The sequence below is a fragment of the Pseudomonas sp. FG13 genome (genome assembly GCF_057809755.1).
This window is the reverse complement of sequence record NZ_JBMDKO010000018.1, coordinates 42,488-69,390: the sequence shown is the minus strand read 5'-3', so window position 1 is coordinate 69,390 and position 26,903 is coordinate 42,488. Positions and strand designations below refer to the sequence as shown.

Annotated in this window: 28 protein-coding genes; 14 read left to right on the top strand and 14 right to left on the bottom strand. The window is 60.6% G+C overall.

Features of this window, described 5'->3' with window-relative positions; all coding sequences use genetic code 11:
- Positions 1 to 46: 46 nt before the first annotated feature.
- The gene (locus tag ACODTO_RS16210) at positions 47 to 1,045 is read left to right on the top strand and encodes a sulfate ABC transporter substrate-binding protein (RefSeq protein ID WP_139649004.1); all 999 of its coding nucleotides are present in this window, start codon (positions 47 to 49) and stop codon (positions 1,043 to 1,045) included.
- Positions 1,046 to 1,268: 223 nt separating this feature from the next.
- Positions 1,269 to 2,456: an MFS transporter gene (locus ACODTO_RS16205; protein ID WP_489106723.1), complete on the top strand. Its 1,188-nt coding sequence runs from the start codon at positions 1,269 to 1,271 to the stop codon at positions 2,454 to 2,456.
- A 49-nt stretch (positions 2,457 to 2,505) separates the two neighbouring features.
- Here the strand turns inward: ACODTO_RS16205 and ACODTO_RS16200 are convergent, their stop codons facing one another.
- From ACODTO_RS16200 to ACODTO_RS16185, 4 genes are all read right to left on the bottom strand, one after another.
- The gene (locus tag ACODTO_RS16200; RefSeq protein WP_003204476.1) at positions 2,506 to 2,697 is read right to left on the bottom strand and encodes a PLDc N-terminal domain-containing protein; all 192 of its coding nucleotides are present in this window, start codon (positions 2,695 to 2,697) and stop codon (positions 2,506 to 2,508) included.
- A 70-nt stretch (positions 2,698 to 2,767) separates the two neighbouring features.
- Positions 2,768 to 3,298, bottom strand: coding sequence for a hypothetical protein (locus tag ACODTO_RS16195; RefSeq protein ID WP_489106722.1), 531 nt, complete (start codon positions 3,296 to 3,298; stop codon positions 2,768 to 2,770).
- Between the two features lie 250 nt (positions 3,299 to 3,548).
- Complete coding sequence (locus ACODTO_RS16190) at positions 3,549 to 4,067, bottom strand: ankyrin repeat domain-containing protein (protein WP_139648998.1); 519 nt, start codon at positions 4,065 to 4,067, stop codon at positions 3,549 to 3,551.
- A gap of 95 nt (positions 4,068 to 4,162) precedes the next feature.
- Positions 4,163 to 5,989: a long-chain-acyl-CoA synthetase gene (locus ACODTO_RS16185; protein ID WP_489106721.1), complete on the bottom strand. Its 1,827-nt coding sequence runs from the start codon at positions 5,987 to 5,989 to the stop codon at positions 4,163 to 4,165.
- 350 nt (positions 5,990 to 6,339) lie between these two features.
- Here ACODTO_RS16185 and ACODTO_RS16180 point away from each other — a divergent pair, with 350 nt between their 5' ends.
- Positions 6,340 to 6,618 carry a DUF3509 domain-containing protein gene (locus ACODTO_RS16180; RefSeq protein ID WP_139649123.1) on the top strand — a complete coding sequence of 93 codons (279 nt, stop codon included), beginning with the start codon at positions 6,340 to 6,342 and terminating at the stop codon, positions 6,616 to 6,618.
- Between the two features lie 72 nt (positions 6,619 to 6,690).
- On the opposite strand, the gene mtnC is transcribed toward ACODTO_RS16180, so the two are convergent.
- The 5 genes from mtnC to aroC are packed head-to-tail and all read right to left on the bottom strand — an operon-like array spanning position 6,691 to position 10,831.
- Positions 6,691 to 7,374, bottom strand: coding sequence for an acireductone synthase (mtnC, locus tag ACODTO_RS16175; protein ID WP_489106720.1), 684 nt, complete (start codon positions 7,372 to 7,374; stop codon positions 6,691 to 6,693).
- Between the two features lie 4 nt (positions 7,375 to 7,378).
- Positions 7,379 to 7,924, bottom strand: a complete 546-nt coding sequence (locus ACODTO_RS16170; protein WP_139648992.1) for a 1,2-dihydroxy-3-keto-5-methylthiopentene dioxygenase — start codon at positions 7,922 to 7,924, stop codon at positions 7,379 to 7,381.
- Positions 7,925 to 7,942: 18 nt separating this feature from the next.
- A complete protein-coding gene (locus ACODTO_RS16165) occupies positions 7,943 to 8,563 on the bottom strand; it encodes a methylthioribulose 1-phosphate dehydratase (protein WP_139648990.1) in 621 nt (206 codons plus the stop codon).
- Entirely contained in the window at positions 8,560 to 9,705 is a 1,146-nt protein-coding gene (locus ACODTO_RS16160; protein ID WP_489106719.1) for an MFS transporter, read from the bottom strand. Before ACODTO_RS16160 ends, ACODTO_RS16165 begins: the two co-directional genes overlap by 4 nt.
- A 34-nt stretch (positions 9,706 to 9,739) precedes the next feature.
- Entirely contained in the window at positions 9,740 to 10,831 is a 1,092-nt protein-coding gene (aroC, locus tag ACODTO_RS16155) for a chorismate synthase (protein WP_489106718.1), read from the bottom strand.
- 142 nt (positions 10,832 to 10,973) lie between these two features.
- Between aroC and ACODTO_RS16150 the strand changes: the two genes are divergently transcribed.
- Both ACODTO_RS16150 and ACODTO_RS16145 read left to right on the top strand, forming a co-directional pair.
- Positions 10,974 to 11,939, top strand: coding sequence for an alpha/beta hydrolase (locus ACODTO_RS16150; protein ID WP_489106730.1), 966 nt, complete (start codon positions 10,974 to 10,976; stop codon positions 11,937 to 11,939).
- 99 nt (positions 11,940 to 12,038) lie between these two features.
- Positions 12,039 to 12,827 carry a hypothetical protein gene (locus ACODTO_RS16145; protein WP_139648983.1) on the top strand — a complete coding sequence of 263 codons (789 nt, stop codon included), beginning with the start codon at positions 12,039 to 12,041 and terminating at the stop codon, positions 12,825 to 12,827.
- 147 nt (positions 12,828 to 12,974) lie between these two features.
- On the opposite strand, the gene prmB is transcribed toward ACODTO_RS16145, so the two are convergent.
- Positions 12,975 to 13,883 carry a 50S ribosomal protein L3 N(5)-glutamine methyltransferase gene (gene prmB, locus ACODTO_RS16140; RefSeq protein ID WP_139648982.1) on the bottom strand — a complete coding sequence of 303 codons (909 nt, stop codon included), beginning with the start codon at positions 13,881 to 13,883 and terminating at the stop codon, positions 12,975 to 12,977.
- Positions 13,884 to 14,137: 254 nt separating this feature from the next.
- Here prmB and ACODTO_RS16135 point away from each other — a divergent pair, with 254 nt between their 5' ends.
- The 3 genes from ACODTO_RS16135 to ACODTO_RS16125 all read left to right on the top strand — a co-directional run bounded on the left by ACODTO_RS16135 (position 14,138) and on the right by ACODTO_RS16125 (position 15,811).
- The gene (locus tag ACODTO_RS16135) at positions 14,138 to 14,728 is read left to right on the top strand and encodes a cysteine hydrolase family protein (RefSeq protein WP_041021549.1); all 591 of its coding nucleotides are present in this window, start codon (positions 14,138 to 14,140) and stop codon (positions 14,726 to 14,728) included.
- 130 nt (positions 14,729 to 14,858) lie between these two features.
- Positions 14,859 to 15,179: a hypothetical protein gene (locus tag ACODTO_RS16130; RefSeq protein ID WP_489106717.1), complete on the top strand. Its 321-nt coding sequence runs from the start codon at positions 14,859 to 14,861 to the stop codon at positions 15,177 to 15,179.
- A gap of 74 nt (positions 15,180 to 15,253) precedes the next feature.
- Positions 15,254 to 15,811, top strand: a complete 558-nt coding sequence (locus tag ACODTO_RS16125) for a Smr/MutS family protein (RefSeq protein ID WP_024780655.1) — start codon at positions 15,254 to 15,256, stop codon at positions 15,809 to 15,811.
- 54 nt (positions 15,812 to 15,865) lie between these two features.
- On the opposite strand, the gene ACODTO_RS16120 is transcribed toward ACODTO_RS16125, so the two are convergent.
- The 3 genes from ACODTO_RS16120 to ACODTO_RS16110 are packed head-to-tail and all read right to left on the bottom strand — an operon-like array spanning position 15,866 to position 17,192.
- On the bottom strand, positions 15,866 to 16,330 hold the full coding sequence (locus ACODTO_RS16120; protein ID WP_139648976.1) for a MarR family winged helix-turn-helix transcriptional regulator: 465 nt from the start codon (positions 16,328 to 16,330) through the stop codon (positions 15,866 to 15,868).
- Positions 16,330 to 16,764: an EVE domain-containing protein gene (locus ACODTO_RS16115; RefSeq protein WP_489106716.1), complete on the bottom strand. Its 435-nt coding sequence runs from the start codon at positions 16,762 to 16,764 to the stop codon at positions 16,330 to 16,332. The genes ACODTO_RS16120 and ACODTO_RS16115 overlap by 1 nt, the downstream gene beginning before the upstream one ends.
- Positions 16,761 to 17,192, bottom strand: coding sequence for an SRPBCC family protein (locus tag ACODTO_RS16110; protein WP_139648972.1), 432 nt, complete (start codon positions 17,190 to 17,192; stop codon positions 16,761 to 16,763). The genes ACODTO_RS16115 and ACODTO_RS16110 overlap by 4 nt, the downstream gene beginning before the upstream one ends.
- Positions 17,193 to 17,666: 474 nt before the next feature.
- On the opposite strand from ACODTO_RS16110, the gene folE reads away from it, so the two are divergent.
- Both folE and ACODTO_RS16100 read left to right on the top strand, forming a co-directional pair.
- Positions 17,667 to 18,212, top strand: coding sequence for a GTP cyclohydrolase I FolE (gene folE / locus ACODTO_RS16105; protein WP_010456659.1), 546 nt, complete (start codon positions 17,667 to 17,669; stop codon positions 18,210 to 18,212).
- A gap of 103 nt (positions 18,213 to 18,315) precedes the next feature.
- The gene (locus tag ACODTO_RS16100) at positions 18,316 to 18,687 is read left to right on the top strand and encodes a glutathione S-transferase N-terminal domain-containing protein (RefSeq protein WP_139648971.1); all 372 of its coding nucleotides are present in this window, start codon (positions 18,316 to 18,318) and stop codon (positions 18,685 to 18,687) included.
- Positions 18,688 to 18,822: 135 nt separating this feature from the next.
- On the opposite strand, the gene ACODTO_RS16095 is transcribed toward ACODTO_RS16100, so the two are convergent.
- Positions 18,823 to 19,989 carry an aminotransferase-like domain-containing protein gene (locus ACODTO_RS16095; protein WP_489106715.1) on the bottom strand — a complete coding sequence of 389 codons (1,167 nt, stop codon included), beginning with the start codon at positions 19,987 to 19,989 and terminating at the stop codon, positions 18,823 to 18,825.
- Between the two features lie 82 nt (positions 19,990 to 20,071).
- Between ACODTO_RS16095 and ACODTO_RS16090 the strand changes: the two genes are divergently transcribed.
- The 4 genes from ACODTO_RS16090 (at position 20,072) to ACODTO_RS16075 (ending at position 26,702) form a co-directional block, all read left to right on the top strand.
- The gene (locus tag ACODTO_RS16090) at positions 20,072 to 20,518 is read left to right on the top strand and encodes a MarR family winged helix-turn-helix transcriptional regulator (RefSeq protein WP_139648967.1); all 447 of its coding nucleotides are present in this window, start codon (positions 20,072 to 20,074) and stop codon (positions 20,516 to 20,518) included.
- A 320-nt stretch (positions 20,519 to 20,838) separates the two neighbouring features.
- Positions 20,839 to 22,188, top strand: a complete 1,350-nt coding sequence (locus ACODTO_RS16085; RefSeq protein ID WP_139648965.1) for an NCS2 family permease — start codon at positions 20,839 to 20,841, stop codon at positions 22,186 to 22,188.
- 62 nt (positions 22,189 to 22,250) lie between these two features.
- Positions 22,251 to 22,880, top strand: coding sequence for a LysE family translocator (locus ACODTO_RS16080; protein ID WP_139648963.1), 630 nt, complete (start codon positions 22,251 to 22,253; stop codon positions 22,878 to 22,880).
- Between the two features lie 96 nt (positions 22,881 to 22,976).
- Positions 22,977 to 26,702 (top strand): calcium-binding protein, encoded by a 3,726-nt coding sequence (locus tag ACODTO_RS16075; RefSeq protein ID WP_489106714.1) that lies wholly within the window; start codon positions 22,977 to 22,979, stop codon positions 26,700 to 26,702.
- The last annotated feature ends 201 nt before the right edge of the window (positions 26,703 to 26,903 follow it).

The window sequence follows — 26,903 nt, the reverse complement described above, 5'->3', positions numbered from 1 at the left end:
GGCTAGTTTGCCCGGCATCTCCTTCCCTATAAAAAAGGAATTCGCAGTGAAGAACTTTTTTGGCGCCACTCTTCTCGCCGCCGGCCTGACCTTCGGCAGCCTGGCCCACGCCGCACCGACGCTGCTCAACGTGTCCTACGACGTGATGCGCGACTTCTACAAGGATTACAACGCCGCCTTCCAGAAGCACTGGCAGGCCGAGCACAACGAGAACATCACCGTGCAGATGTCCTTCGGCGGCTCGAGCAAGCAGGCACGCTCGGTCATCGACGGGTTGCCGGCGGATGTCATCACCATGAACATGGCCACCGACATCAACGCCCTGGCGGACAACGGCAAACTGGTGCCCGAGGACTGGGTCAGCCGCCTGCCGAACCACAGCGCCCCGTTCACCTCGGCCACGGTGTTCATCGTGCGCAAGGGCAACCCCAAGGCCCTGAAAGACTGGCCCGACCTGCTCAAGGACGGCGTGCAGGTGATCGTGCCCAACCCGAAGACCTCCGGTAACGGCCGCTACACCTATCTGTCGGCCTGGGGCTATGTGCTGAAGAACGGCGGCGATGAAACCAAGGCCAAGGACTTCGTCGGCAAGCTGTTCAAGCAGGCGCCTGTGCTGGACACTGGCGGTCGTGCCGCGACGACCACGTTCATGACCAACCAGATCGGCGACGTGCTGGTGACCTTTGAAAACGAAGCCGAGATGATCGCCCGCGAGTTCGGTCGCGACCAGTTCGAAGTGGTCTACCCAAGCGTGTCCGCCGAAGCCGAGCCTCCGGTCAGCGTGGTGGACAAGGTTGTGGATAAAAAAGGCTCCCGCGACGCCGCCGAGGCGTACCTCAAGTACCTGTGGTCGCCCGAAGGCCAGGAAATCGCCGCCGCCAACTACCTGCGTCCGCGGGACCCAGCCATCCTGGCCAAATACACCGACCGCTTCCCGAAAGTGGATTTCCTGTCGGTAGAAAAAACCTTCGGCGACTGGCGCACCGTGCAGAAGACGCACTTCAATGACGGTGGGATTTTCGACCAGATCTACAACGGGCAATAAACGCCACTTTCCAGGCCACACAAAAACCTGTGGGAGCGAGCCTGCTCGCGATGGCGGAGTGTCAGACAAGCACTGGTAACTGACACACCGCCATCGCGAGCAGGCTCGCTCCCACAGTCGCATCAATCCCGGACATGGTTGTTATCAATCCAGGCGACTACCCCAAAGCCGGCACAGCCTTTAGCCTTGCCCGCAATCCTTACTAGTCATTGACGGAAACCCCATGACCGCCAACTCCCCCGCCCTGACCCGAGACATGGTCCTGCTGTTCGCCTTCTGCTGCGGCGCCATCGTTGCGAACATCTATTACGCCCAACCCATCATCGACCTGATCGCCCCTGACGTCGGCCTGTCCAACACCATGGCCAGCCTGATCGTCTCGCTGACCCAGATCGGTTACGCCCTGGGCCTGTTCTTCCTGGTGCCGCTGGGCGACCTGCTGGAAAACCGCCGGTTGATGATCCTCACCACCCTCGTGGCGATTGCCAGCCTGTTGGGCGCGGCGTTCACCGATCAACCGAATGTTTTCCTGTTGGTTTCGCTGCTGGTGGGGTTCAGTTCAGTGTCGGTGCAAGTCCTGATTCCCCTCGCCGCGCATCTCACGCCGGAAGCGTCCCGGGGTCGAGTGGTCGGCGGGATCATGGGAGGGCTGCTGCTGGGGATCCTGCTGGCACGGCCGGTGTCCAGCGTGGTGGCCGATCACTTCGGCTGGCGCGCGATGTTCATGATTGCGGCGGCATTGATGGCGGTGATCAGCCTTGTCCTGGCGTTCACCGTGCCCAAGCGCCAACCTGACCACAGTGCCACCTACGGGCAACTGCTGGGTTCTCTCGGCACTTTGCTGCGACAACAACCGCTGCTGCGCCAACGGGCGTTTTACCAGGCCTGCATGTTCGCCACGTTCAGCCTGTTCTGGACCGCCGTGCCCCTGGAGCTGGCGCGTAACCATGGGCTGTCCCAGACCGAGATTGCCCTGTTCGCCCTGGTCGGTGCCATTGGCGCCATCGCTGCCCCCATTGCCGGTCGACTGGCCGACGCCGGTCACACCCGCATCGCCTCGCTGCTGGCGATGCTGTTCGCCAGCCTGAGTTTCCTGCCAGCGTTCATCCATCCGCTCTACAGCGTCATCGGCCTGGCTGTCACGGGCGTGGTATTGGACTTTTGTGTGCAGATGAACATGGTGCTGGGCCAGCGCACCATCTATGCCCTGGATGCCAAAAGCCGCGGCCGTCTCAATGCCCTGTACATGACCAGCATCTTCGTCGGCGGTGCCTTCGGCTCATCGATTGCCAGTGCGGTGTACGAGCATGGCGGTTGGTTGTGGGTCGTGATCATCGGCAGCGCCTTCCCGCTGCTGGCCCTGCTGCGCTTTCTTGGCACGTCACAGAAACACGCGTTGGCGGCGGCGTAATCGATAGAGGCCCGGCGGGCAAAGCCTGCCGGGTACAGCGCAAGCGTCGTCAAATCCGCACGTTGCCTCGCGGCCCGGCAATCGCCCAGATGATCAGGCCCAATACCGGCAACAGCAGGATCAGCAGTACCCAGAGGATTTTCATCCCGGTTTCCGCGCCACTCTTGAGCACATTGATGATCGCCCAGATATCGAGCGCCAGGATGATCAGGCCAACCAGGCCGTTGAAGGTGGAACCCATGGTGTCGCTCCCAAGTGATGGCATGCACACTTAGGATAGTCGGCCCCGACGAGGGTTCCGTTTTATTGCTTCAGACGTGTATCGCGACCTTGAGGGCTTCCAGGGCGGGGGCGGCGGCAATGCCGGCTTGCGCGCACAACTCCAGCACCCGCGGCACGTCGTTGCCGTACACCAGCACCATCTGCAATTCATCATCGAGCAACTGGCTGAAGTTCATCAGCACATAGCCGCCGTTTTCCTTGTTCAGGCTGCTCATCTGGATCTGGATGCGGTTGAGCGCCGTCAGGGCCTCGGTTTTCGCCAGTTGCTTGGGCTTGAGGTTGAACGCCACGCCGGGGCCGAAAGACGCGACGATCTGCTCGAACAACTGCACATAGGTGTCAGCCTGGAACAGCACGGTGTCGGGCAAACTGCCGACGACCACCCATTCGCCCAGGGGGATCGGAAAGGTGTCGTCGTAGTTGATGTCCGGGTTGGCCGTCAGGAAAGCCGCCGGATCGGCATAGGCCTGGGCCGCTTCGTCGGCAATCCTGTCAATGTCGGCATCGCCCAGGCAGCCGGAGCTGATTTTGCTGATGAGTTCGACGAGTACGGCTTTCATGGGCGAATCCTGTGGCAATGAAATTCAAGGGCACGCAGGATACCCGATCACACCCGGCCAGGGACTGAAACAGACCCGCTGCATCAATGCTTTTGTGGCGAGGGGATTTATCCCCGCTGGGCTGCGAAGCAGCCCCTCCAGATAACCTGAACACCGAGTTGTCAGGTTGTGGGGCCGCTTCGCGCCCCAGCGGGGATAAATCCCCTCGCCACAAGGTATTGCAGACTGAAGAGCCGTACTCGTAAAGATATCAACCCAACAACTTCTCCAACTGCGCCGTGGTATCCGCCGCGCCCATGGTCCGGGCCGCGTCCAGGGCCGAGGCGCCGTTGGCGTCCTTCGCCTTCGGGTCCGCGCCTTTGCCGATCAGGTAGTCGACGATCGCCACCCGGTTGAACATCGCCGCCATCATCAGCGCCGTGCGACCGTCGAAGGAGGCACCTTCCACCTGTGCGCCACCGTCCACCAGCGCCGAGACCACCGCCAGGTCGCCCTTGAACGCCGCGCCGGCAATCGGGCTCTGGCCGTTGTCGTTGCGGATTTCCGGGTCGGCCTTGTGTTCCAGCAGTACTTTCACCGTTTCCACGTGCCCGTGATAAGCGGCCAGCATCAACAAGGTGTCGCCCTTGTGGTTACGCAGGTTGGGCGGCAAGCCTTTGCTCAGCAAGGCCGCCATCATGGCGGCGTCACCCTGGCGCGCCACGTTGAACACCTGTTCGGCAAATTCCGCGGCCTCTTCCGGGGTCATCTGGCGGCTTGTATCGGACATGGGGTACTCCACTTGAGTCTTCGAGAATGCGGCTAGTTTCCCGAGCGGCGCAGGGCCTGTCATCCCCTTTTTCTCAGTACCCGTCATAGCCAGAATCAATAGTCGAACTGCCCACCCTGGATCTGCGTCGCCAACTGGCGGTCGACCCGCACGTAGGTCCTGCTGCCGGGCAACCATGCGTAGACCGGCTCGTCGCCCATGACGCAGGGGTCGAAGGCTTCGCGCCTGAGCCGGGTCTTGTGGTATTTGAAGGTGCCGGTGATGTCCATTTTCACTTTGATGCGCAGGAACAGCGGCACCGCACAGGCCGGCAGCCTGGCTTGCAGAAACTGCAGCAGCTCGCCGAAATCAAGGGTTGCCAACGATTCGGACGGGGTGATCGCCGCCATGCCGGCGCGCCCATCGCTGCCGTTGATCTCCACCCCATAGGCCACCGCCTCAGCCACTTGCGGATGCTGCAGCAAGACATTCTCGACCTGTGTCGTGGAAACGTTTTTGCCCTTCCAGCGGTAGGTGTCGCCGAGACGATCGACGAATTGCCCGTGGCCAAAGCCGAGGTCACGCAGCAGGTCACCGGTGTTGAAGTAACGGTCGCCAGGGGCGAAGACATCCCGGCAGATAGCCTCTTCGGTCCGGACCGGGTCGGTGTAGCCATCCAAGGGCGCCTGGTCATCGATCCGGGCCAGCAGCAGGCCCGGCTGGCCCTTCGGCACTTTCTGCATTCGCCCTTGCAGGTTGCGCAACGGCCTCCCGCTGCCATGGTCGTACTGCACCAGCGCCCAACCCGTCAGGGAAAAACCGACGGTATTGTCGAAATTCAGTAGGTTGGTGAAGCCGATATTGCCGTCGCTGGCCGCGTACGACTCACAGATGTGCTCGACACCGAAGCGGGTCTTGAACGCAGCCCACGCGCCCGGCCGCAGGCCATTGCCGATCATCTTCTTCACCCCATGGCACCGGTCTTCAACGCTGGCGGGCTGGTCGATCAGGTAGCGGCACAGCTCCCCCGCATAACCCAGCGTGGTCGCCCGATAACGGCGTACATCGCTCCAGAACCGGCCGGCGCTGAACGTGCGCCGGATCGCAAAACCCGACGCGCCACAAATCGCCGCTCCCCAACACATGCACAGGCCCGTGGCGTGATACAGGGGCAAGGGGCAATAGAGGACGTCGTCGGGCCGCATGTCCAGGGCAATCAGGCCAAGGTGGGTGGACGTGCGCGTCCAGCGCCCGTGACGGAATATCACGGCCTTGGGCAGCCCGGTGGTGCCCGAGGTGTAGAGGTAAAAACACGGGTCGTTGAAAAACACCTGCCGACTGCTGGCCGGGTTATCACCGGGGTAGTCATCGCTGTTGCCCAGCAAGTCGACGAACCCCCGAGGGACAGCGGCGCCTTGCTCGTCCGCCAGCCACCAGGTGCGAGCGCTCGACAGCGCGGTGCGGCCGCGCACTTCCTCGAAAGCCGGGACCCGCTCATCCCCCACCACGACCGCGACCGGCGCAACCAACGCCAGGCTATGGACCAGCGCATCCCCCGTTTGCGAGGTGTTGAGCATGGCGCTGACCGCCCCGACCTTCGCCACCGCCAGCAGCGTGATCAGCAGGTGTGGACGGTTTTCGAGAAAGATCGCGATGCAGTCGCCCTTGCCGATGCCCTGCGCCAACCAGTAATGGGCGATGCGATTAGCCTGCTCGTTGACCTGTGCATAACTCAAGGCCATGTCGCCGCAGAGCAATGCCGGGCCCTGGGGATTGCGTTGCGTGGCCTGTTCGAAGCTCCAGCCCAGGCCGCAGGGTTGGGCCGGGTCCCGGACATAGACGAGCTTGCGACCCTTGACGATCCGGGGAACGACGCTGACGAGGGCAGGCAGCTTGCGCAGCATCATGCCCCAGGTAATGGCGTCGCTGGGTATACGACTCATGAAACTCCCTGTTCGACCTGCGGGTCTCGGTTCCTGCGCTCAGGCTGGCAGCGATGTTCGGTCGAAAGTACCCAGCGGTTGCCGCGCTGTACACGCGGTTTTTGCAATGTTTTGTATCCACCGCCGGGAACAGGCGAGACGTGAGCGTCAGAAATCGATTTGGTTCCAAAAATGATTGCCTGACCACGCAAAATGCAGGATGCACGATGGCTATTCATGCAAGATGCACGAAAGCGAAAAAACACAAAAAATATAACTTGTTGTTTTTAAAAGGATTTAAAGCGGATCCAATGCTGGCATGGTCAGTGCAACTTCTCCTCCACGGTTTGCCACCACCAAGGAGCAGTCATATGAATATGATTCAAGAGAAGTTCGCGTCCCTGTTTTCCAACTACGAAGTGACTACACAAGCTCGCCCGGACGGCGGCATCCTGCTGACATTGCGCAATAGCGAAGGCAAACAGTTCAAACGCTCGATTTCCTACGCCCAGCTGCATGCAGGGGACCAATTGTCCTGGGTGATCAGTGCTATCCGTCGTGACTTGGCTGAACAGGCCAGCGAGCTGCCGCAGATCGCTATGCTGCAAAGCCAGCATCGCTTCGCGCTGCCGACGTACCACAGCGCTTGATGCCGAAGTTCTAACGGTTGAGCTTTTGTGGCGAGGGGATTCATCCCCTCGCCACAGGATTTGCGGTGATCCTCAGAAACCCTCGGGGTTTATGTCGGCAAAACTCTTCACGGTGAGATGTCCAGGTAACTCCCCCCCCTCTCGAGCCAATCCACACGTCGCCATGCCAGCCCCCTGGGCCGCATCCAGTTCCTGGACGATGTCCGACAGGAACAGGATCTCGTCCGGCGCAATGCCCATGGTTTGGCTGATCCGCTGATAGGATTGGACCTCGCGCTTGGGCCCTGAGGTGGTGTCGAAGTAACCGCTGAACAGTGGCGACAGGTCACCGGCTTCCGAACAGCCGAAGATCAGCTTCTGCGCCTGGATCGACCCCGATGAATACACATAGAGCCCATAGCCAGCCTGATGCCAGCGCTTGAGGGCCTCTACCGCATCCGGGTACACGTGTCCTTTCAATTGCCCGGCCTGATACCCCTGCTCCCAGACCATGCCCTGCAACGCCTTGAGTGGCGTGGCCTTGCGGTCTTCGGCAATCCAGCCCAGCAAAATCGCGATGACCCGCTCGATGTCTGCCTCCGGCTCGCCACTGTCCTGGCACACCGCAGCCAGTTGCCCGGCTACGTCGCCGCGGTCGGCGTGCTGACGGACAAATGCCGGCAAATGCTTCGCCGCGTAGGGAAACAGCACGTCGAAGACGAAACTCACCGCGCTGGTGGTGCCTTCGATGTCGGTGAGTATGGCTTTGATCGACACGGGCTCAGTCCTCCAGACGTGGGAAACGGCTGGCGATGTCGTCGCCGGTGAACTTGGCGACCCAGCCTTCCGGGTTGTTGAACAGGCGAATGGCAACGAAGTGCGGGTGCTCGCCCATGTCGAACCAGTGCGGTGTACCGGCAGGTACGGAGATCAGGTCGTTCTTTTCGCACAACACGGCGTAGACGTAATCATCAATGTGCAGAGTAAACAGACCACGCCCGGCGACGAAAAAGCGGACTTCGTCCTCGCCGTGACGGTGTTCATCGAGGAACTTGGCGCGCAACTCGGCCTTTTGCGGATGATCGCTGTTGAGGCTGATGACATCGACCGTGATGTAGCCGCGCTCGGTCATCAATTGATCGATCTGGCTCCGATAGGCGGCGATGACTTCGTCCTGGGTCGCGCCAGGCTGGATTTTCATCGCGGCCTCCCAACGGTCGAAGCGAACCCCTTGTTCGGCCAGGGTCGCGGCGATGTCTTCAAAGTGGGTCAACACCTTGTTCGGGATGTCAGGACTTGAGACGTGGTAAACGGACAGGCTGCTCATGGCAATGACTCCAGCAAATTAACGGTTCAGGAGTGCGCGGGTTTTCAGCTCGCACTCGAACAGGAACTCGAACGCCTCGATCTGGCGCAACGCATCACTCATGCGTGCCCCCCAGGTATACAGGCCGTGGCCACGGATCAGGTAACCCACGCAATCGGGATGCTCGGCGAGCCACGGCTGTACCTTGGCGGCCAGGCGGGCGATGTCCTGGTCGTTGTCGAAAATCGGCACACGCACCCGGGACTCGTGTGTCGACACGCCGCTGAAGGCTTTTTGCAGTTCATAGTCTTCGAAATCGATGAACGCCTCGTTAGTCAGGCGCGACAGCACCGTGGCGTTCACCGAATGGGTGTGCAGCACCGCACCGATCTCCGGGCGCCAGCGATAGAGCTGGGTGTGCAGCAGGGTTTCGGCGGAAGGTTTCTTGCCCGGTTCCAGGCTGTTGCCATCCAGGTCAGTGGCCAGCACATCATCAACGCCCAACTGCCCCTTGTGCTTGCCAGACACGGTGAGCAAGGCCTGGTCAGGGGCAAGACGGGTGGAATAATTGCTGCTGGTGGCCGGGGACCAACCGCGGCCATACAGAAAACGCCCGGCATCGATGATTTCCCGGGCAAGCTGTTCACGGGTAAGGCTCATGGCCTGTCCTCTTGCATACGTGTGGCAATGATAACGGCTGCAGCGAAAGCTGCGACGCTGGCGATGCTGAAAGTCCAGGTGGCGCCCAAGGCGTTCCAGCTGTAGCCGGAGTACAACGCGCCCAATGCCCCGCCCGTGCCGGCCAGCGCGGCATACAGCGCCTGGCCCTGGCCTTGCTGGCGGGAGCCGAAGCTACGTTGCACGAAATGGATGGCAGCGGCGTGAAAGCTGCCGAAGGTCGCCGCATGCAGCACCTGGGCAAACAGCAGTACCCAGAGAAATTCGGCCAATGATCCCAGCAGCAACCAACGCAACGCCGCCAGCAGGAAACTCGCCAGCAGCACCCGTCGCACGGAAAACCGCGCCAGGATCCGGCTCATCACCAGGAACACCAGGACTTCCGCCACCACGCCGACGGCCCACAGCACGCCGATCACCCCACGGCTGTAACCCAGCCGTTCAAGGTGCAGCGTCAGGAAGGTGTAATACGGCCCGTGGCTCATCTGCATCAGGCCGACGCAAGCGTAGAAGGCCAGCACACCGGGGTTGCGCAACTGGCGCAGGAACCCGTCGCCCGTCACCCGCGGCCCCTGCACCGGCTGGGCATTGGGCACCCAGAAGCTGGCGAGCACGATGCCCCCCATGATCAGCACCAGCGCCAGCGGGTAGATGTCCAGGCTCAGCCATTCGAACAACCGGCCCAGCAGGACCACGGCGATGATGAAACCGATGGAGCCCCACAGGCGGATCTGGCTGTAGCGCGAGGCCTGCCCGCTCAGGTGGGCCAGGGTGATGACTTCGAACTGCGGCAGCACCGCGTGCCAGAAGAACGCGTGCAACGCCATGACCATCGCCAGCCAGGCGTAGCTCTTGTCGATGAAGATCAGGGAAAAGGTCAGCAACGTACAGACCGCGCCGAACCGCACGATCGCCAGGCGCTGCCCTGTGTAATCCCCCAGCCAGCCCCAGATATTCGGCGCCACGCAGCGCATCAACATGGGAATCGCGACGAGCTCGCCGATGCGTGCCGCGTTGAATCCCAGGTGATCGAAATACAGCGCCAGGAACGGCGCCGTCGAACCGAGCAAGGCGAAATAGAACAGATAGAAGCTGGAAAGCCGCCAGTACGGCAGTGCCGCCATGGTCGTCAGGCCACGGCGGTCGGCAGGTCAGCCATCAAAGCTGACCCAGCACCGGGGTGCTGACCCTTACATCGGCGTTCTGGCCGCGATGGCGCAACAGGTGATCCATCAACACGATCGCCATCATCGCCTCGGCGATCGGCGTGGCACGGATGCCGACGCACGGGTCGTGACGGCCCTTGGTGATGACTTCCACCGGGTTGCCCTGAGTATCGATGGAGCGGCCCGGCGTAGTGATGCTGGACGTCGGTTTCAAGGCCAGGTGCGCCACGATCGGCTGGCCCGAGGAAATGCCGCCCAGGATGCCGCCGGCGTTGTTGCTGAGGAAACCCTGCGGGGTCAGTTCGTCGCGGTGCTCGGTGCCACGCTGGGCGACGCAGGCGAAACCGGCACCGATTTCCACGCCTTTCACCGCGTTGATGCTCATCAGTGCGTGGGCCAGTTCGGCGTCGAGGCGGTCGAAAATCGGCTCGCCGAGGCCGGGCATCACCCCTTCGGCCACCACGGTGATCTTCGCGCCGACCGAATCCTGGTCCCGGCGCAATTGATCCATGTAGGCCTCAAGCTCTGGCACTTTGTCCGGGTCGGGGCAGAAAAAGGCGTTCTGCTCCACCGAATCCCAGGTCTTGAACGGGATTTCGATAGGGCCCAACTGGCTCATGTAGCCACGAATCACGATGCCCTGGCTGGCCAGGTATTTCTTGGCAATCGCCCCGGCCGCCACGCGCATCGCGGTTTCCCGGGCCGAACTGCGACCGCCACCACGGTAGTCGCGCTCACCGTACTTGTGGTGGTAGGTGTAGTCGGCATGGGCCGGGCGGAACAGGTCCTTGATGGCCGAGTAGTCCTTGGACTTCTGGTCGGTGTTGCGGATCAGCAGGCCGATGGCGCAGCCGGTGGTGCGGCCTTCGAACACGCCGGACAGGATCTCGACTTCATCGGCTTCCTGGCGCTGGGTGGTGTGGCGGCTGGTACCGGGCTTGCGGCGATCCAGGTCACGCTGCAGGTCCTCCAGGGAAAGCTCCAGGCCCGGCGGGCAGCCGTCGACAATGGCGACCAACGCCGGGCCATGGCTTTCGCCCGCGGTGGTGACGGTGAACAGCTTGCCGTAGGTATTGCCGGACATGCAGGGTGCTCCGTGAAATCGCTGAGAAACTCAATCTGGGATTCGTGATGGGCGCCAGTATACGCAGGCTAACTGCGTAGTTCATCCTCGAACCTTATCGGTGACCGCCAGTCCAACCGGCACCTTCGTAACCAGTGGCGTGATGATGCTAAACCTGCGTGTCCTGAGCCTTACCCTGTTGATCGGCCTGTTTTCCAGCCTGGCCCAGGCGACGGTCCTGCTAAGACCGATCAGCCTCGATACCGGCCATGGGGAACTCTTCGGTTCACTGTTACTGCCAAAATCCGACACGCCGGTGCCGGTTGTCCTGATCATTTCCGGGTCCGGTCCTACGGATCGCGACGGCAATAACCCCGAGGGCGGGCGCAATGACAGCCTCAAGCGCCTGGCCTGGGTGCTGGCCAAACACAACATTGCCAGCGTGCGGTATGACAAGCGCGGCGTGGCCGCCAGCCTGGCCGCGACACCGGACGAACGCGACCTGAGTGTCGAGGCCTATGTGGCCGACGCCGTGGCCTGGAGTCACAAGCTGGCCGCCGACCCACGGCTGGGCCCGTTGATTCTGCTGGGGCACAGCGAGGGCGCGCTGATCGCCAGCCTCGCCGCCCCCCAGGCCAATGCGGCGGCAGTCATCTCGGTGGCCGGCAGCGCCCGGCCTATCGACCTGGTGCTGCGCCAGCAACTGGGCAACCGCCTGCCTCCGCCGCTGATGTTGCGCAGCAATGAACTGCTGGACAGCCTCAAGGCCGGTCGCGTCGATGCGAACGTGCCAGCGCCGTTGCAGTTCATTTTCCGCCCCAGCGTGCAGCCGTACCTGATCTCGCTGTTCCGCCAGGACCCGGCCCGGGCATTCGCCGCGCTGAAAGTGCCAGCCCTGATCATCCAGGGCAGTCACGACATCCAGGTCAGCGTCGATGATGCCCGGCAATTGAAGGCGGCCAAACCCGACGCCGAGCTGGCCCTGATCGAGGGCATGAACCACGTGATGCGTATCGTGCCCAACGACGAGAAACGGCAACTGGCGTCTTACAAGAACCCCGACCTGCCCCTGGCGGCGGCCCTCGGCACTCATATCCTGGCCTTTATTGACTCGATAACGACCCGTTAAACGCTTTTAGCCCTCCAGTCTTGGAAAAAGTGGCCGATAGACCGGTGTCGGACAGCGCATTGGCTGCCGACGAGCCGGCCAGGACAGGATTTCGCCGTTATGACTGAGACTGAAACTTCACCCGACACCACCGCCGAAACGCCCGCCACACCGGCGGCGGAGCTGCCTTGGGCGGACGTGCAAGCCGAGCACCACAAGATGCTCCGGCTGGCCCCGCTCAAGACGGACCGTGCCACGGGCGCGCGGCCGCTGCGGTTTGTCGAATTCAGCTACGCCGAGCGCCATAGCAAGGAACGCAGCTTGTTGCGCATGAGTATCCAGTTGCCGGGCCAGCGCGTGCGCAAGGAACAGAACCACCTGGACGTCTGGGCCGATCACGTCGAAAAGCGCCTGCATTTTTCCCCGGACAGCCTGCAGATGGAGCCCATGAACCGTGGCATCGGCCGCTTCCTCGCCGCCCAGGCCATTACGTGGGCCAAGAAACGCTGGTCAAGCTACCGGGTGGACGGCGCCGACCTGAACAACAAGGACGCGCTGAACGAAGACACCCGACTGCGTCGCGACCGCTTCCTGCAAGCCCATGGCTTCGAGGTGGTGTATGCCGACGCCCAGCACCTCAAGGGCAGCGTCAAGGATGCCCAGGTCGGCGACCTGAAAGGAGACTGGAATACCGAAAAGCTGCAGTTCGTGGAAATCCTCGAAGCCGCGCAGATGCTGCAACAGGCCGAGCAGAACCTTGCGGAACAGGAGGTCAAACTCAAGCAGCAGGAGGAAAAGGTCAACAAGTTCAAGCGCGAAGACACCGGCCTGCGCTTCACCATCACCTGCCTGGTGGCGTTTGCCATGTTCCAGGCGGGCTTGCTGATCTGGATTGCGACGCGGCACTGAGACCACGCTATAGCTATGGATGCAATCCCCTGTGGGAGCGAGCCCGCTCGCGAAGGCGGTGTGTCAGCCACTACCCTGCAACTGATCTGACGCCTTCGCGAGCAGGCTCGCTCCCACAGGGGGAACTGACAGGCGATCTCGCTTCAGTCAAACCCGCGAAGCGAACAAGCCCTGATGCTGGCGGCACTGCTCGGCGCTGAGCATGAACACGCCATGCCCGCCGCGTTCGAAATCCAGCCAGGCGAAATCGACTTCGGGGTACAACGCCTCGACATGAACCTGGCTGTTGCCCACCTCGACAATCAACAGCCCCTTCTCGGTCAGATGGTCGGCCGCCTCGGCCAGCATCCGGCGTACCAGGTTCAAACCATCATCGCCACAGGCCAGGCCCAACTCCGGCTCATGCTGGTATTCCTGAGGCATGTCGGCGAAATCTTCCGCATCGACGTAGGGCGGGTTCGACACGATCAGATCGAAACGCTGTCCCGGCAGACCCTCGAAACCATCGCCCTGGACAGTGAATACCCGCTCATCGACGCCGTGGCGCTCGATGTTCTGGTTGGCCACTTCCAGTGCGTCGAACGACAGGTCGGCCAGCACCACTTCGGCTTCCGGAAATTCATAGGCACAGGCGATACCGATGCAGCCGGAACCGGTGCACAGGTCTAGGATCCGTGCCGGTGCCTGGGCCAACCAGGGTTCGAAACGCTTTTCGATCAACTCACCGATGGGCGAGCGCGGGATGAGCACGCGCTCGTCGACAATGAACGACATCCCGCAGAACCAGGCCTCGCCCAGCAGGTAGGCCGCCGGGATACGCTCCGCGATTCGCCGTTGCAGCAGGCGCTGCACATGGACCAGCTCATCGTCTTCCAGGCTGCAATCCAGGTAGCTATCGGCCATTTCCCAAGGCAGGTGCAACGCGCCCAACACCAGTTGGCGGGCTTCATCCCACGCATTGTCAGTGCCGTGGCCGAAAAACAGATCCTCCCCATGGAAACGGCTGACGGCCCAACGGATATGGTCGCGCAGGGTACGAAGACGGGAAGTGATCACGGCGGCAAACTCCAGAAAAAACGACTGGCGAGTCTAACAGCCAAACGCGCCCCCACCCAAACGCACCTCAAGGACGACTGAAAAACGCCGGAGCACTCGTAGGAACCTTCCGTTTTTTACGCCACCCATTGAACAAGACAGGCATCTTGACAAGGCTGTAGGCCAGCAACGACGGCGCTTGCGATGGAAGCGATTCACAGAACCGCTCAGCCAGAGGAGAATGTCGCAAAAGCCCCACCCGAAGGAGCCCCAGAATGTCCGTTCCAAAAACGATGTTTCAACTCAGCGGCCGTGGTTACGCGGCGGCCAACCTGAGTCAAGCGACCCTGATCATCATCGATGCCCAGAAAGAGTACCTCGCCGGCCCCCTGGCCCTGAGTGGCATGGATGCAGCGGTTGCGAACATCAGGCAATTGCTCGGCGCGGCCCGTGCCGCCGGCCGGCCGATCGTGCACGTGCGGCACCTGGGCACCCATGGCGGGCTGTTCGATCCACAGGGCGAACGTGGGGAATTCATTCCAGGTCTCGAACCCCAGGGTGACGAAACCGTCATCGGCAAATTGCTGCCCAGCGCCTTCCATGGCACCGAATTGAAAAAGCGCCTGGAAGAATTTGGCCCCCTGGACCTGATCGTCTGCGGTTTCATGAGCCATTCCAGTGTCAGCACCACCGTGCGCGCCGCCAAGAACCTGGGCTTTCGCTGCACCCTGGTGGAAGACGCCTGCGCCACCCGCGACCTGCCGCACAAGGGCGGCGTCCTGAGCGCCGAGCACGTGCACCAGACCGAAATGGCGATCATGGCGGACAACTTCGCCACCCTGGCCCTGACCCACGACTTGATCTGATTGCCCTCGATGAGCGGCCGCGTCCGCCGCTCATCCGCAAAAGACTCTCATTAGCCGCAATTGCCCTAGCCTCAGGAACAACCCGAACATCTTCCGGTCGAAGGGCCGATACCCACTGAGGAAGATCGGAATGAAGTTATCCGATGGTTTTGACGCACGTCGCTTGCGGCCCAAGGGCCCGAGCAACTGGCGGTTTCGTTTTGGCGCGGCCATCGCGGCGTTCCTGGCAACGCTCGGCGTCCTGCTGGCCATGGCCGGTGCCGCCAGCCTGTTGGGCCGCCCGCCCGCGCTGGGCGACTTGAATGCCACCCCGCTTGGTTCGGCGATCATTCTGGCCGTGGGCCTTCTGGTCCTGTGGCTGGGCGTCTGGTTCTGGCGCCGCTGCCGCCGTCGCGCCCGCCAATCCCTGGAGCTGGCCATGGCTCCGCACCTGATGAAAAAGCACGACTGACCCGCCACCCGACGTTTTGTCGCGCCCGATCCCGCCGGACTTGGGTAAACTGGTCGGCCTTCGCGGAGGCTGACATGCAAGACGACGATTTTTCCCTGTTCAAAAGTGCGACTCAGGGCGTTAAACCGATCAAACACGATCGCGCCGACACCGGCAAACCGAAAGCCGATCGCGCACAGATCGCCAAGCTGCGCCAAGCTGCCACCGTGCGCGCCGATGCCACGACCGTGGACGGATTGTCCGATCAGTTCGTGATCGATGTAGGTCCCGAAGACGAGTTGATGTGGGCGCGCGACGGCGTCCAGGAAAGCCAGATGCGCAAGCTGAAGGTCGGCCAGATCCCCTTCGAAGGCAGCCTCGACCTGCACGGCATGAGCGTCGAAAAAGCCCGGGAAACCCTCTGGGCCTTCCTCGCCGAAGCCACGAAATTCGAAATCCGCTGCGTGCGCGTCACCCACGGCAAGGCCGTGCGCCTGGACGGCAAGCGGCCGATGATCAAGAGCCACGTCAACACCTGGCTGCGCCAGCACCCGCAAGTGCTGGGCTTCACCTCCTGCCAGGCGAAACACGGTGGCGCCGGGGCGGTGTACGTGATGCTCAAGCGCACCATGATGGAAGGCCGCGACGAGTAGCCCTCGATTGCCGAGCTTGCAGCGCCGTGTCCGCCAACGCCCCCTTTTCTCTCTCTATTGCGTCGATGATGCCTTATCGAGCAGTTGTCGGAAAAGGAGGACCAGGCTGGATTGCTGCTCGCCTAGAGTTCCAAAAAATTTACGATCAACTTCCTCCACTATGACAATCGCCTTGTGTGCGATATCACGACCGGCTTCGGAAACTGAAATAATCTTGGCTCGCGTGTCAGTAGGATGTACGTCTCTCACAAACAGCCCATTTTTAAGAAGCGTTCTGACCACTTGAGAGGTGGTCATCGGGTCGCTGCCAGTCAATTGTGACAGGCGTGCCTGGGTGAGCGGCTCTTGTGAGGCAAACCACGTTGCGACTGCAAGCATGACAAACTGGGTATGGGTAAGACCCAGCGGCTGTAATGCGGCGCGCTGCTCACGCTGCCAGGTGTTGGAGATGCGCCAGAGCAAAAAACCTGGACTATCTGACGGTCCGCTATGGAGGGTTGGCAGCGGTTTCGACTTCATCAATTACGCCTCAGTTCCAGCAGGTCAACACCCATCGCGCAAGCAATTGTGCAGATATCTTTATCGGTCAATGGAATCAGCCCGCGCCTTAGCACAACGCCCCAGTTTGGCGGAACACAGAAGTCCAGTTGTCCACGCACGAGGTCCAGAGCGACTTCTTTTGCCTTGGCATATCGCACCCGACGACGAAACGGCACAAACCCTGCGCCCATGTCGAATTCGAAAACCTCATCGTCCTCAATTTTCCCTATGGCAGTGAAGGCTTTCAGCGGCGCCCCCTGCACCTCTATATTCGGGGAGTAATAAACAAAAATATCACCCTTGCTCATCTTGCGCAGCGGCTCCTTTTTGCCATGACAGACCTGTGCAAAGCCGCCCTCCATGCCTCGCCACACGTGCGACCGAGATACAACACCCAGCCAAGCCTGGCTCATACGCCCGCCTCACTTTCTGCGCGGGCTGCCAGCGCCCGCAGGACCTCAGAGAAATCACAAGACACTTGCGTGCAGATCTCCCCTGCGTCCTCTCCCACGACATCAATCGAATAAACGATTGAGTGATTGCCATTCAGGAGCGGAGTGATTTCATGCCTGACGCGAATAGTGGTGCTACCAAGTACAGTCTCATCAGTGAATCCGTTTGGTTTATTGACTTCTACTAACTGAGACTGGATGACCTCTTGGTCAGGCAGCACCATTGTCATCCATGTACCCTCAATGAAAGAACCGTGGAGCGTGCATGAATGGACACCTGCGTTCCAATCTTTCCATCGGGGAACAGCTTCGAAAAGCGCCCAGATTGCAGCTGCAGATGCACGGGTTTCGTGAGTATATGAAGCAGTGGCGTGCATGGGCTTGGGCATGTCGGCCTCCTTTTAGTAAGTCGACTTATCGTATGCACACATACCACTATCGTCAATCGTGTATCACGCAAAAGGAAGTCACTACGCTGTCGCACTGGTCAATCCGGTGGTTACGCCTGGGATGATTCCAAAGCGAATTGATGACACGAGGCGCTCGGTCAGAAAAACCCGATCCGAACAGACCGGTGAGCCCGCAGCCAGGTAAAGCCACACGCCGATGAGATTGGATGAATAGCACCGGCCGGCAATACAACTACCGGCACACATACGCTACCATGTGCCCCATGGCGGGTATGAGCCTGCATCGCTATTCAGCTGGGTTATGGCGCTCGAATGTTGCTTCGACCTGTGCCCGACGGATCAACTCCAGCACCGACTGGAGCGAACTCGGGAAACTCGAACACAGCTTGATTGGTACAAAACTGGTACAGACAGAACAAGTACCCTCCTGAAACCCCTATGGAATCAGCCTCTGTGACACTGGAACAGAATTACACCGCGATTCTCGGCCAACTGGGCGAGGACGTTTCCCGCGAGGGCCTGCTCGACACGCCCAAGCGTGCTGCCAAGGCCATGCAGTACCTCTGCCGTGGTTATGAACAGACTCTCGAAGAAGTCACCAATGGTGCCTTGTTCAGCTCCGATAACAGCGAAATGGTGCTGGTCAAGGACATCGAGTTGTACTCGTTGTGCGAGCATCATCTGCTGCCGTTCATCGGCAAGGCCCACGTGGCCTACATCCCGAGCGGCAAGGTGCTGGGGCTGTCGAAGGTCGCGCGGATCGTCGACATGTATGCGCGTCGCCTGCAGATCCAGGAAAACCTCAGCCGCCAGATCGCCGACGCGGTCCAGCAGGTCACCGGCGCCCTGGGCGTGGCGGTGGTGATCGAAGCCAAGCACATGTGCATGATGATGCGCGGTGTGGAAAAGCAGAACTCTTCGATGATCACCTCGGTGATGCTCGGTGAGTTCCGCGAAAACGCCGCGACCCGCAGCGAGTTCCTCAGCCTCATCAAGTAAGCTGTCGTTCGAGAAAAACCGGCATCGATCGCCGGTTTTTTTTCGCCCGTGAAAAATCAGGTAAGCTGCGCGCCCTCTTCTTCCCTGCCGCGAGGCTTATACCGTGATCGTCAAAGCGCTTCGAGTTGGTTTGGGCCAACTGATCATCTTCATCGACTTCATCACCCGTCCTGGCAAGAAAAAACGCCCGGCCGATGCCCAGGCGCAGGTCGACCAGACCGCCCGCAGCCTGACTTTGTATCAATTCCACGCGTGCCCGTTCTGCGTGAAAACCCGCCGCACCCTGCGCCGCCTCAACGTACCAGTGGCCCTGCGCGATGCGAAGAACAACGAGCAGGATCGCCAGACACTGCTGGAGCAAGGCGGCAGGATCAAGGTGCCGTGCCTGCGTATCGAAGAGAATGGCGAGACCACCTGGATGTACGAGTCCAAGGTAATCATCGATTACCTGGACAAGCGGTTTTCGGCGGTCTGATGGTTCTTGGGGAGATGTGAAGGCCCCATCGCGAGCAGGCTCGCTCCCACATGGGATCTTCAGTGTTCACAAAACTTCTGTGGGAGCGAGCCTGCTCGCGATAGCGCCAGCCCGCTCACCACAAGACCCACCGCCTCACGCCGCCTCGGCAGCCAACGCCGCCCGTACCACCCCTGCCAGCCGCCTCAACCCTTCATCCAGCCGGGCCGGATCGATGTGGCTGAAGTTCAAGCGCAAGTGTCCCGGATGCTGGTCCGGCTCGGGGAAGAACGGCTCTCCCGGCATGAACGCCACATCCGCCGCCAGCGCGGCAGCGAGCAACGTGCGGGTGTCCAGCGGTTGCTTGAGGGTCAGCCAGAAAAACAGCCCTCCCTCGGGCATGTTCCAGTCCGCGATGTCGGAAAAGTGCGTGTGCAACGCAGCCTGGAACCGGTCGCGACGATCCCGGTAGAAATCCCTCAATTCACCGAGGTGACTGCGGTACTTCTCGCTACCGATCCACTGCAACGCCTGCCATTGACCGACGCGATTGGTGTGCAGATCCGCCGATTGCTTGAGCCGCAACAGGTGCGGGAACAGGTCAGGGCTGGCAATCAGGTAACCCACCCGCAGCCCTGGCAGCAGGGTTTTCGACACGGTGCCGGTGTAGATCCAACTGGCCTTCTTCAAGCGGCTGACAATCGGCGTGGCGCTGCCGCCGTCGAAGCTCAGTTCGCGGTAGGGTTCGTCTTCGATCAGGGTCACACCGAACTCATCCAGCAAGGCCGCCACCGCGTCGCGCTTGGCCTCGCTGTAACGCACCGCCGAAGGGTTCTGGAACGTGGGGATCAGGTAGATGAATGCCGGTCGATGCTGTTCCAGCCGCGCCCGCAACTGTTTCAGGTCCGGGCCATCGGCCTGCAGCGGGACGGTGATGCAGTCAGCGCCGAACAGCTGAAAAATCTGCAGCGCCGCGAGGTAGGTCGGTGCTTCCAGCATGATCTCGGTGCCGACGTCGATGTGCAGCTTCGCCGCCAGGTCGAGGGTCTGCTGCGAGCCGCTGACCACCAGCACCTGACTCGCCTCACAAGCCAGGCCCAGCGCCCGTGCCTGCGCCGCCAAGGCTTCGCGCAGGGCCGGTTCCCCTTCACTCATGCCGTATTGGCCCATGGCCAGGGGTATGGCGTCCCACTCCACTTTCGGCAGCATGGCTTCGGCGGGCAGACCGCCGGCGAACGACATCACCTCAGGGCGTTGGGCCGCCGCGAGGATTTCTCGAATCAAAGAGCTTTTGAGGCGCGAGACACGTTCGGAAAAAGCCATGGGGACCACCTGTAGCGAGGCATTGGGGAAATGAGTCAAACTGATTGACCGAAATTACTCCGACCTCTCTGGATACGTCAATATGCTTGACCTTAAAAATCCGACTTCCCAGCAAATGGCCATGGAAGCGTTTTTCTTCGGCTACCAGGCGTTCACCGCCAAGGCCGATGAAATGCTCGAGCGTCGTGGGTTGAGCCGCGTGCACCAGCGCATCGTTTTTTTCATCGCCCGGTATCCGTCCCTCAGCATGAAAGAGCTGCTGGCCCTGCTGGGCGTCACCAAGCAGGCCCTGAACATGCCGTTGCGGCAATTGATGGAAATGCATCTGGTCAACAGCGTCGCGTCCGAGACCGACAAGCGTAAGCGGCTGCTGGAGTTGACCGAGGAAGGTGCGCGGTTCGAACAGGCGTTGCGGCGCGAGCAGGTGAAATTGCTGGAGCGGGTGTTTGCCGAGGCCGGGGAAGCGGCGGTGAATGGGTGGTTGGCGGTGAATATGGCGCTGGGTAAGGGTCAGGTATCCGCCGACTGATATCAATCAAGTCATGCATGGCCCGAGCTATCGCCATCGCGAGCAAGCTTTGCTCCCACAAGATGATCCCTATCTGTGGGAGCAAGGCTTGCCCGCGATAGCACCCTCTCTGGCGATATATCCCTATCGCCGGACATTTCGTCTACAAACCAGAAAACATTATTTGCTTTATTTGTATACAAAAGCATAATTCGCTTCGTGCGAGTTTCTGACCAGCAGGTCAACTACCTCGCCAGCCTTACCTGCCTCAAGGCGCGCGAGCCCCCCCGGATGGCCTGCGACGCTGGAAATAACAATAAAACTGTTGAGGAGTACTCGCTGTGGAAAGCCGCAAACCCGAAGCCCGGACGCTGGACCTCTCGCCGCCATCAAGCCGTGGCTGGCTGGAGCGCATCTTCAAACTCAGCTTGCATGGCACCACGGTGAAGACCGAGCTGATCGCCGGCCTGACGACCTTCATCACCATGGCCTACATCATTTTCGTCAACCCCAACATCATGGCCGATGCCGGCATCGACCATGGCGCGGCGTTCGTCGCCACCTGCATCGCCGCCGCCCTCGGTTGCCTGTTGATGGGCCTGTACGCCAACTGGCCGGTGGGCCTGGCACCGGGCATGGGCCTGAATGCCTTCTTCACCTACACCGTGGTCGGCACCATGGGCTACAACTGGGAAACCGCGTTGGGTGCAGTGTTCATTTCCGGCGTACTGTTCATGATCCTGACCCTGTCACGGGTTCGTGAGTGGCTGCTCAACAGCATTCCCGTGAGCCTGCGGTTCGCCATGGGCGCGGGGGTCGGGTTGTTCCTCGGACTGATCGGTCTGAAGACCGCCGGAATCATCGTCGACAGCCCCGCCACCCTGATCAAGCTCGGCTCGTTGCGTGAACCCGGCCCGCTGCTCGCCGCCGTGTGCTTCCTGATGATTGCCGTGCTCAGTTATCACCGGGTGTTCGGCGCGATCCTGATCAGCATCATCGCCGTGACTCTGGCCGGCTGGGGCCTGGGCCTGGTGCAGTACAACGGTGTGATGTCTACGCCACCGAGCCTGGCGCCGACCTGGATGGCGATGGACGTGGCCGGAGTGTTCAACGTCAGCATGATCAGCGTGGTGCTGGCCTTCCTGTTCGTGCATATGTTCGACACCGCCGGCACCTTGATGGGCGTGGCCCAGCGTGCTGGCCTGGTGAAGCCCGATGGCCGGATCGAGAACCTCTCCCGTGCCCTGAAAGCCGACAGCGCCTCCAGTGTATTCGGCGCCATGGTCGGCGTGCCGCCGGTGACCAGCTACGTGGAAAGTGCTGCCGGTGTCGCGGCGGGAGGCCGCACGGGGCTTACCGCGGTGACCGTCGGCGTGCTATTTATTGCCGCCATGTTCTTCGCGCCGCTGGCCGGGATGATCCCCGCCTACGCCACCGCCGGTGCCTTGATCTACGTCGCCATGCTGATGATGGGCGGCATGGCCCATATCGAATGGGACGAGCCGACCGACAGCATTCCGGCCATCGTCACGGCCATCATGATGCCCCTGACCTTTTCGGTCGCCGACGGGATCGCACTGGGTTTCATCACCTACGTGGTGCTCAAGGCCGGCACCGGTAAACGCAAGGAAATTTCTGTCAGCCTGTGGGTGCTCTGCGCGATCTTCATCGCCAAGTTCATCTTCTTGTAAGCGACACCGTATCCACCCGCCTCACCCACTCGGTGAGGCTTTTGTACATCAGGAGCAAAGCAATGAATCTGGAAACCTGGCTGTTGTTCAGTGGCGCCGCGCTGGTGGTGATTCTCATCCCCGGCCCCCTGTCGTTATTGATGATCGGCAACAGCCTGAACTACGGCCTGCGTCGCTCGTATCCGGCATTCCTGGGTGGGGTGATCGCCTCGATCTGCTTGTTGAGCGCCTCGGCACTGGGGCTTGGGGCATTGCTGCTGGCTTCGGAGAAACTGTTCAGTGCCCTGAAGATTGTCGGTGCGCTGTACCTGTTCTACCTGGCCTGGCAGAGCTGGCAGCAATCGCGACAGCCCTCCCAAGGCGCCGAAGTGCCCCAGGCCGCCGCCGTCCCACGCTTTCGCGCGCTGTTTGGCCGAGCATTCGTGTTGGGCGCCAGTAACCCGAAAGACATCCTGTTCTTCGCCGCGTTCCTGCCGCAGTTCCTGAGCGCCGGGCAACCCTTCCTGCCCCAACTGCTGATCATGATCGCTACCTGGACCGTCCTCGACCTGCTCTGCAAGCTGGCCTACGGCCTCGGCGCCCATGGCGCGGCGCGGTACCTGCGTACCGGTAAAGGCCAGAGCTGGTTCAATCGCATCAGTGCAGGCTTGTTTGGAGGCGCGGGCGCGGCGTCTTTATTGTCAGCCCACTGAGTGGCAAAACGAGGCAACAACCCATCGATATACACCGTTCAGGAAAACATCTTACATAGAGGGCCATTCAATCATCGTTGAACAAGGACGTTCACAATGGCCAAGGTTATTCAGCCCTCCTCCGTTTATGCCGAGCACGGCATCGTCATTACGGATATAGGTTTGCACGCCAATGCGCGCACAACCGAAACGCTCGATTTCGAAGTTGCCGATCAATCGCAGCTCAGTTCAGAACTCAAGCAGCGACAGGCGCAACTTGAAGTTGTGGATAAACTTTACGGCCCGTTCCACATCGGCTCTGTGGCCGTCACCCGTTCAGCCCTGAATGCACTCGGCGCAACAACCGACGGACAGCCCCTGAACGGCGAAAATACTTTTTTCCGCATTCCCAATCGCTTTTTCCTGAACTCATTGCAGTTCAATGCCAGTGATATCGAAACCCGTCTAAAACTCACCGGCGACGCAAACGACTATCGGCTGCCAACGTTGCTGTTCGAAATAGCCAGCCAGCGGTCACGCTCCGCGCAATCATTGTTACGGGAAAATCCTGGAACCCAGGCTGAGCCGAGCCGCTATTGGAGCACGCTTGAAAGGCTTTTGAGGGCGGCCCAGCACCTCGACACCCAGACGCTGGTGCAACGATCATCCAGTTGGATCAACCAAGCCAAGAGCCAGGTCCTCATTCCCACAGGCCTGGGGCTGCAGGCCTTCGGCATCTACAGCGGCCTGCGGGGCCTGCAAGACGCCATCCGGGACAAGGATGCCTACCAGACCCTTTTCAACGGGGCCAGCGTGGCCGCCGAGGTGGCGTCCATCGGCGTCGAAGCGCTGGTGACCCGCCAAGCCACCCAGATGATCAAGGCCAGCCGACGCTCCCTGGGGGATTTCGCCAAGACGACCTTCGCCATCCGGCTGGCGCGTGGAAGCGGCCTGATTGCAAGTGTGCTCACGCTTCCTTTCGATATCATCGCCGCGGTCGACTCGTTCAAGGCCGCCGCCGGCTCCACCGGCCGCGAGGCCACCGACCACTACGTCAACGCAGCCTTGAGCGTGACCAGTGCCGCCATGGCCTTGACCCTCGGCGTCGCGGCGCTGGCAGGGTTTACATCAGCGGGTCCTGCGGGCCTGGCCGCAGGGCTTATCCTGGTGGTCGGCTCACAGATCTGGGGCGCTATCCGCCAAGTCGATGAAATCGACGATTACCTACAACTCACCGTCCATGAGCGCCTCCGCACGGGCTGGTTCGCCTTCTGGACGATCAGTCCCGATGACGATATCCAGGACCGATACACCCTCGCCAAGGCAACCGCTGAACAGACGAAGCGACTCCAGGCCAATGCCTTGTACCTGCTCAGCGGGCCGTTGAAAGACAGCACTGAAGCGATCGTTAACGGCAAGTTCACCGTAGAACTCGAACGGGTGACCTACAACACCCGGAGTTGGTGGACCGGGGAGCGGTATCAGGCAACCGCCGTGCGTCCCCGGATCAAGGACCGCGATGACTGGATCGATGCACGTAGCGGCGTAACGGCTGAAACACCCGGCGCAGTCATTGGAACGGCGGCAGACCACAAAGGCATCCACTGGTCCATCGGCGGCGGCAACGACACCGTTCTAGGCGTTGAAAACAAGCCGAACGTCTTCCATTACGGGGGAGGCGTCAAAGCACTGACCGGTGGAACGAAGGATGATGTGTTCATTTTCGAAGGGGCACCCGAGATGGTCGCTGGGAACCTGGAACCCCGACCGAGCCGCCTGATGGGGGGCGCAGGCAATGACACGCTGATTTTAGCCGGCGGTCCCAGCGACAGTCAGGCGCCAAGGCTGGGGTATCAGGTCGATCTGGCCGCTGGGCACGTCAGCGTCATCACCCAAGCCCCTCATGGCACAGCGAGCGGCGCCTACCGCCCTACTGTCCTTGAAAGCATTGAGCATGTCGAACTGCTTGAGGGCGGGACCAGCGTCATCAAGGGCACGGCTGGCCCGAACATCATCAAATCCCGCGGCAACGATTCAATCGAGGCCGGCGCGGGAGATGACCAGATCTCCATCCTCGGGGGGAATAACCGCGAGGCCGCCGGTGGCCCTGGCGAAGATGTCTACGCCATCGCCCATAAACCGGGTCATGTGTCGATCACCGAAGACGGCGTGGGTAATAGCGTCATCGCACTGGACTGGCGAGCGGACCTGATTGAAAGCTGGGCAATTGAAGCAGGCAACCTGGTGCTGGTCTCGGGCTTCGATTCAAACGATTGGGACGTGCGCAAAGTCACCGTCAACAACGTCTACGGCGACACTGCGTATCCCCGGTCCTTACAGAACAGCAAACTGACGTTCATCACGAAAGACGGTTTCCATTGGGTGCCCGACCTGCCCGACAGCATCGAACATGACAACTGGCTCGCCATCGAAGCCGTCATGGTGCAACAAGGGACGCCGCGAAACCCAGCCATCCTGAATGATAAAAGCGAGCAATCGATCGCCCATGACAAAGATACGAGCTATTACGTTTCTCGCCTGATCGAACTCACCACCCTCAACATCAAACAAAAAAGTGAATACTCCACCACGCTCCACCTGGACTACGCCCCCTCCGAATTGACTCGGATCGAGGCCCACTACAACGCCCATGTCATTCAGGAAGACGAATCGGACACGGTGAAGTATGGAGCGTGTGGCCTGACGCTGTACTTTGGCAATCGCCGGGTCATCATGAATAACCTGGCCAGTTCAGATGAGCGCTATACCGCGCGAAAAACCGCCACGGGACGCCGTGCATTTTCCGCCCTCGGTCCGAATCATACGGTGATCCTGATCTTGAATGACGGCTCATCCTACCGTCTGGCCCTACCCACCCCCGACTATGGGCTATTACTGGACAGGACGTTCATCGACAAGAACCCGGTGAAATGGAAAGCGGAAGTACCACTGCCACTCACGCCGACAAAAAAGAAATACGCCTATCTTCAGCCCTTGGATAAAAAGCCCTATTACATGGGTAACCGGGCGACCTGCGCCCTGCTCACTTCAGCCGCCGTACAAACGGGTGTCGAAGTCCTGATTGGCCAAGGCTCCAGCTACCTTGTCCACTTGGGCACGAACATGACGCTACGTCTCTCCACGCCAGGCGCACTGGCCAGCGCCAACCCCCGCTTACCCCAGGCCTCCTTGTGGGAGTTCGACGCTACACAGCTCGGCCAGGTCGAGATAAAACTGGCATCCAACCTGCTGCAAATCGGTGGAACGGTCATTCATCTGCCCGCTTATGAAGTTGACGACCTTGTGGACCAGATACGCGTTATCACCACACAAGGTGTTGTGTATGCGGTCGACAGTTTGTTCGAGAGCGTTTATGTAGAAGCCCTGGATGGTCGGTATTTTGCGCCCACGCTCGACCCCGATGCAGCGTTGTCCCTGGAACTTTCCAAGTTGTCGTCCGAACAACTGAGGGTCTTCAATGTTGCCGTCAAGGACGGCACTCCCGGCGCCCTGAGCTATCACCTCAAGACACGCAAGTGGACCCTGGATACAAATAAGTCTCGGGTTATTACGGCGCAGGATCTTAGAAAAACAAACGTGTGTGACCACCATCTCAAGATCTATCAGGAGGTGGCCCGGGAAGGCCTCAGCCAACACCCCCCCTTGGACGACGAGTCACTGCGTGTATTGCGGGAACAATGCACCAAGTTAGTAGAGGGTTTAACGCCGAGCAAGTCGTTGATGCTCGCCCAGGCAATCATCTTGGGTCCGCCATTTGCCAGGGAGTTGCCTTATATGAACTGGATACTCTCGTCGGACAAGGCCCTATCCAACCCGGCATAGCCTCATGCAGGCTTTTCCAGATATTTAGTTCAAACGCAATATATATGTAGTGCACCTGCGCGGGCCTTTTCCATGAACATCTTCAAGGCGACGATCAGCCATCTGTTTCAAGTCATATTCATTATTGATATCCAAGAGCCGAACTTCCAATGAGTCCAAGAAAAAACACCCGCCCCAATGTTTCAACTTCGTCCTCCGATA

What these genes read in the sequence shown, in the direction of transcription:
- ACODTO_RS16205 (WP_489106723.1), top strand. Translation starts at nt 1,269, where the DNA reads ATGACCGCCAACTCCCCCGCCCTGACCCGAGACATGGTCCTGCTGTTC.
- ACODTO_RS16200 (WP_003204476.1), bottom strand. Translation starts at nt 2,697, where the DNA reads ATGGGTTCCACCTTCAACGGCCTGGTTGGCCTGATCATCCTGGCGCTC.
- ACODTO_RS16195 (WP_489106722.1), bottom strand. Translation starts at nt 3,298, where the DNA reads ATGAAAGCCGTACTCGTCGAACTCATCAGCAAAATCAGCTCCGGCTGC.
- ACODTO_RS16190 (WP_139648998.1), bottom strand. Translation starts at nt 4,067, where the DNA reads ATGTCCGATACAAGCCGCCAGATGACCCCGGAAGAGGCCGCGGAATTT.
- ACODTO_RS16185 (WP_489106721.1), bottom strand. Translation starts at nt 5,989, where the DNA reads ATGAGTCGTATACCCAGCGACGCCATTACCTGGGGCATGATGCTGCGC.
- ACODTO_RS16180 (WP_139649123.1), top strand. Translation starts at nt 6,340, where the DNA reads ATGAATATGATTCAAGAGAAGTTCGCGTCCCTGTTTTCCAACTACGAA.
- ACODTO_RS16170 (WP_139648992.1), bottom strand. Translation starts at nt 7,924, where the DNA reads ATGAGCAGCCTGTCCGTTTACCACGTCTCAAGTCCTGACATCCCGAAC.
- ACODTO_RS16165 (WP_139648990.1), bottom strand. Translation starts at nt 8,563, where the DNA reads ATGAGCCTTACCCGTGAACAGCTTGCCCGGGAAATCATCGATGCCGGG.
- ACODTO_RS16160 (WP_489106719.1), bottom strand. Translation starts at nt 9,705, where the DNA reads ATGGCGGCACTGCCGTACTGGCGGCTTTCCAGCTTCTATCTGTTCTAT.
- aroC (WP_489106718.1), bottom strand. Translation starts at nt 10,831, where the DNA reads ATGTCCGGCAATACCTACGGCAAGCTGTTCACCGTCACCACCGCGGGC.
- ACODTO_RS16150 (WP_489106730.1), top strand. Translation starts at nt 10,974, where the DNA reads ATGATGCTAAACCTGCGTGTCCTGAGCCTTACCCTGTTGATCGGCCTG.
- ACODTO_RS16145 (WP_139648983.1), top strand. Translation starts at nt 12,039, where the DNA reads ATGACTGAGACTGAAACTTCACCCGACACCACCGCCGAAACGCCCGCC.
- ACODTO_RS16135 (WP_041021549.1), top strand. Translation starts at nt 14,138, where the DNA reads ATGTCCGTTCCAAAAACGATGTTTCAACTCAGCGGCCGTGGTTACGCG.
- ACODTO_RS16130 (WP_489106717.1), top strand. Translation starts at nt 14,859, where the DNA reads ATGAAGTTATCCGATGGTTTTGACGCACGTCGCTTGCGGCCCAAGGGC.
- ACODTO_RS16125 (WP_024780655.1), top strand. Translation starts at nt 15,254, where the DNA reads ATGCAAGACGACGATTTTTCCCTGTTCAAAAGTGCGACTCAGGGCGTT.
- ACODTO_RS16120 (WP_139648976.1), bottom strand. Translation starts at nt 16,330, where the DNA reads ATGAAGTCGAAACCGCTGCCAACCCTCCATAGCGGACCGTCAGATAGT.
- ACODTO_RS16115 (WP_489106716.1), bottom strand. Translation starts at nt 16,764, where the DNA reads ATGAGCCAGGCTTGGCTGGGTGTTGTATCTCGGTCGCACGTGTGGCGA.
- ACODTO_RS16110 (WP_139648972.1), bottom strand. Translation starts at nt 17,192, where the DNA reads ATGCCCAAGCCCATGCACGCCACTGCTTCATATACTCACGAAACCCGT.
- ACODTO_RS16095 (WP_489106715.1), bottom strand. Translation starts at nt 19,989, where the DNA reads ATGGCTTTTTCCGAACGTGTCTCGCGCCTCAAAAGCTCTTTGATTCGA.
- ACODTO_RS16090 (WP_139648967.1), top strand. Translation starts at nt 20,072, where the DNA reads ATGCTTGACCTTAAAAATCCGACTTCCCAGCAAATGGCCATGGAAGCG.
- ACODTO_RS16080 (WP_139648963.1), top strand. Translation starts at nt 22,251, where the DNA reads ATGAATCTGGAAACCTGGCTGTTGTTCAGTGGCGCCGCGCTGGTGGTG.
- ACODTO_RS16075 (WP_489106714.1), top strand. Translation starts at nt 22,977, where the DNA reads ATGGCCAAGGTTATTCAGCCCTCCTCCGTTTATGCCGAGCACGGCATC.